Source organism: Pseudomonas sp. (assembly GCF_050739655.1).
In the GTDB taxonomy this organism is placed as follows: Bacteria; Pseudomonadota; Gammaproteobacteria; order Pseudomonadales; family Pseudomonadaceae; genus Aquipseudomonas.
The window spans coordinates 1-3,839 of the sequence record NZ_JBOIBY010000081.1 but is presented as its reverse complement, the minus strand read 5'-3'; the positions used below and the strand labels follow the sequence as shown (position 1 = coordinate 3,839).

The window sequence follows — 3,839 nt, the reverse complement described above, 5'->3', positions numbered from 1 at the left end:
GAACAAGCCCATGCTGGGCAAGCCCTGGCACAGGCTTTTGACCAGGGCCTCAATGGTGGGCTCGGCAATGATCAGTCTCGGTGGTACCGGCTCGGACAGCTCACCGCCTTTCGCCTCAGCACGCTCTGTTGAGGTTTTGGGGTTGGCCATGACGCTGCTAGCGGCGCGATAGGCTTTGAGCTTTGCCGCATACAGGGTCCACTGCTGCCGCTCCCAGTCGCGCGCCGCCCTTAATGCCTGGTGATCCACCGCGCTTTTGCGATCACCCGAGGACGCCACCGTCAGTAGGTAGAGGGACAGCGGATAGGTTCGGCCGTCGAGTTGGACATTGGCATGACCCTGGCTCACCAAGGCGGCGCTGGCCAGCACCGATTGCGCGGCCATGGCGCAGGGCACACCGATCACCTCGGCCAATCGTTCGACCGCAGGGCCCAATAGATCCCCGAGTGCTTCGGCCGGGTAGGGCAGTGGCGCCTGCTGGTATTCCAGCAAGGGTTGTGGGGGCTCGAACGCTTCGCACAGTTGCATCGCTATTCTCCTGAGACTATCGACGTCGTCCTCACTCATCCCGCCACGGTTGTTGAGTGTTATCAGGGATCAAGGCCCCTGCGACCTGTGAGGGTTGTCCTCTCACGCGGGACTGGCGGCTCCTTACGACCGGGAGCTTGGGCATCTCATGATCTGGCCTCCTGAGCACTTCCGAAGAAGTGGGCGGGTGGAGGCTGCACTGGCTGACGAGACCGGTGCCGCGAGATCCTGAGTCAGGTGAAGACAGCGAAGCGATGACTGGGGGATGCCTGACTGTCAGTCAGGTGCAGTCCATTCCGTGGGCTGCGGCACCATCATCGGCATCGCTGTGGCGAGTGAGCATTCGGTGTTTGTCACGCCGATTGTCACGAGGGGGAAAGCCGCAAAGGCCCGTGTGAGCAGGGCTGCAGCAGTGGTAGGAGCGCCCGTCTCTTTAGGGGGCAAAGAGACGGGCGCAAGTTGGCGCAGTGAAATGGCCAAGCGGATAAGTTGCTGCAGAGCAGCTGGGAAGGAGTATGAGTTGCCGCAGTGGGCACACTGGAAGAGTAGGCATCCATCACATCGCTGTGACTGTGCGAGCCGCCGGACGCTAATCGCACTTGGGGGAGAACCACCACGGTGTGGCGTAGCCTCAAAGGTTCTGGCTACCTGGGTGCTGTCGAGGACAGCGCTTGTGCGGTTCTGGTTTAGCGCTCGTTCTGCTCGCGGTCAACAGTATTTTGGGGGCGGCTCTTGCGCCAATCGGTAGCGCTGGAAGACCTTGGAGCCCGGTGGTTTTCCATGGTCGGGTGGTCGTTCGTCGGTTTTTAATGTGAGCCCATGCGAGTGGGAATGCGGAGCCTTCCCGCTCGCGTGGGCTTGGCCGAAAAAGCCCCAAGAGCGAGACTTGCAACGGCGACAGTCGCCACCTCTGTCGCCATGCTGCAGGCCAGGTATTACGCGGGTTGTCGCCACTGTCGCCGTTGTCGCCAGGGGAGAGTGGCGACCCTTAGCGAATGGCGACTCGGTTTAGTGGCATGACGTTGCTTTCGCCTCGTCTCCACGCATCCAGCATGTCTGCCCACTGCTGCATCATGTTTGTGCGATCCGCCATGTACTCGGCTTGGTTGTATGTGCGCCGTACCGCATTGGGTTCAGCATGGGCGAGTTGCCGCTCGATCCAGTCACCGGGATAACCCATCTCATTGAGGCGGGTGCTCCCAGTGGTTCTGGTGGCATGGGGGCTGTACTTGCCGCTCCAGCCCAAGGACTTGAGCATCTGTCGAAATGACGCTGCGACCATAGGCTTCGTACGCTCATCTCGATGGGGGAACAGGTGCTCATACTTGCCGGTGACGGTGTGCAGGCTGCGCAGCATGTCCACTGCCTGGGTCGGGAGGGGGACATTGTGTTCCTTGCGCTTCTTCATGCGCTCAGCAGGAATCCGCCAGCGGGCAGCATCCAGGTCGAACTCATCCCAACGTGCCTCGACTGCTTCATTCGGACGACAGAGCGTGAACCACATCAGGCGGAACGCGATGGCGGTTTCGTGACGTCCGCAATGACCTTCTACGTCACGCAAGAGTTGGCCGATTTCATCCACCGTAAGCGGGCGCTTGTGTTGGGTTTTGTTGGCCGGAAGGGCTCTGCGGACTGGATAGACCGGGTCGGTATCAGCTCGTAGCGTCGAAACCGCGAGTTCAAAGATGCCAGACATACTACGCTTGGCCGCTGCCGCAACCGTCAGGCCATTCTTCTTCGCTGAGGTGGTAAGTACATCAAGGATGTGTGCGGGGGTGATGCTTTTGATCGGCCACGGACCGATCTTGGGAAAAACCACGCGCTCGAGCATGTCCAGTCGTTTGACCTTGGTGATCTCTTCCCAATCTTTCAGTGCAAGCCATTCCTTTGCAACGGTCTCAAAGGTGGTGGCGTTGTCCTGCTGCTGTTTAATGCGAGCGAGTTGCCGATGTCGGGCGGGGTTGATGCCTTGCTTCACCAGGTCTCTGGCTTTGACGCGTTCTTCGCGTGCTTCTGACAAGGTAAAGCGTCGACCTTTGCGCCGGGCCAAGGCGTCTTCATCACTTTCGCCGCGGGGCGGAATTGCATAGTCGCCAACAGCAAAGGTGCTTTCTTTGGCTGTATCCCCGGTGCGTATCGCGAAGCGGTAGCGCCATGCTTTGGTGCCGTTGGGTTTGACCTCTAGATACAAGCCCTTGCCATCGGTGAGTTTGTAAGGCTTGTCCTTGGGCTTTGCGGTGCGGCATTGGGTATCGGTGAGCATGGTCTGATCTCCGGTTCCCGCCATACCCGGTTTTTAAAATCGGATTTTTGGCGTCGTACCCGGAAGACTAGCCAAACAACACTCGGATCTCAATGGATGAGGATGGTTGCACTTGAACGCAAAACCCCCGTATCACCTGGTGATTACGGAGGTTTCGAGGTCCATCAAGCTCCGTGGAATTCCACGGAGTCCGTCACACGTTGAAGCGGAAGTGCATCACGTCGCCGTCTTTAACGATGTAATCCTTGCCTTCCAGACGCCATTTACCGGCTTCCTTGGTACCGGCTTCGCCCTTGTACTGGATGAAGTCGTTGTAGGCGATCACTTCGGCGCGGATGAAGCCTTTTTCGACGTCGGTGTGGATCACGCCAGCGGCTTGTGGTGCGGTAGCACCGACGCGGACAGTCCAGGCGCGGACTTCTTCGACACCGGCGGTGAAGTAGGTCTGCAGGTGCAGCATTTCGTAGCCGGCGCGGATCACGCGGTTCAGGCCAGGCTCTTCGAGGCCCAGGGCTTCGAGGAACATGTCTTTCTCTTCGCCGTCATCGAGTTCGGCGATTTCCGCTTCGATCTTGTTGCACACCGGAACAACCACGGCGCCTTCTTCTTCGGCGATGGCCTTGACCACGTCCAGGTGCGGGTTGTTTTCGAAACCGTCTTCAGCGACGTTGGCGATGTACATGACCGGTTTGGTGGTCAGCAGGTGGAAGCCCTTGATCACCGCTTTCTCGTCGCTGCCCATGTTCTTCATCAGGCTGCGCGCCGGCTTGCCTTCGGTGAAGTGAGCGATCAGTTGCTCCAGCAGGCCTTTCTGGACCACTGCGTCCTTGTCACCGCCCTTGGCGTTGCGCGCGACTTTCTGCAGTTGCTTCTCGCAGCTGTCAAGGTCGGCGAAGATCAGTTCCAGCTCGATGATTTCGATGTCGCGTTTCGGGTCGACGCTGTTGGAGACGTGAATCACGTTCTCGTCTTCGAAGCAGCGGACCACGTGGGCGATGGCATCGGTTTCACGGATGTTGGCCAGGAACTTGTTGCCCAGGCCTTCACC

Annotated in this window: 3 protein-coding genes; all 3 read right to left on the bottom strand. The window is 59.2% G+C overall.

Annotated features, from left to right (window positions below):
- A partial coding sequence (locus tag ACRESJ_RS04600) for a DUF3987 domain-containing protein (protein ID WP_431756840.1) occupies positions 1-528 on the bottom strand: 528 nt, incomplete at its 3' end.
- Positions 529-1,516: 988 nt separating this feature from the next.
- Positions 1,517-2,791 carry a tyrosine-type recombinase/integrase gene (locus tag ACRESJ_RS04595; protein ID WP_431756839.1) on the bottom strand — a complete coding sequence of 425 codons (1,275 nt, stop codon included), beginning with the start codon at positions 2,789-2,791 and terminating at the stop codon, positions 1,517-1,519.
- 193 nt (positions 2,792-2,984) lie between these two features.
- Positions 2,985-3,839 (bottom strand): redox-regulated ATPase YchF (gene ychF, locus ACRESJ_RS04590; protein ID WP_431756838.1); only part of this gene is annotated, 855 nt, incomplete at its 5' end.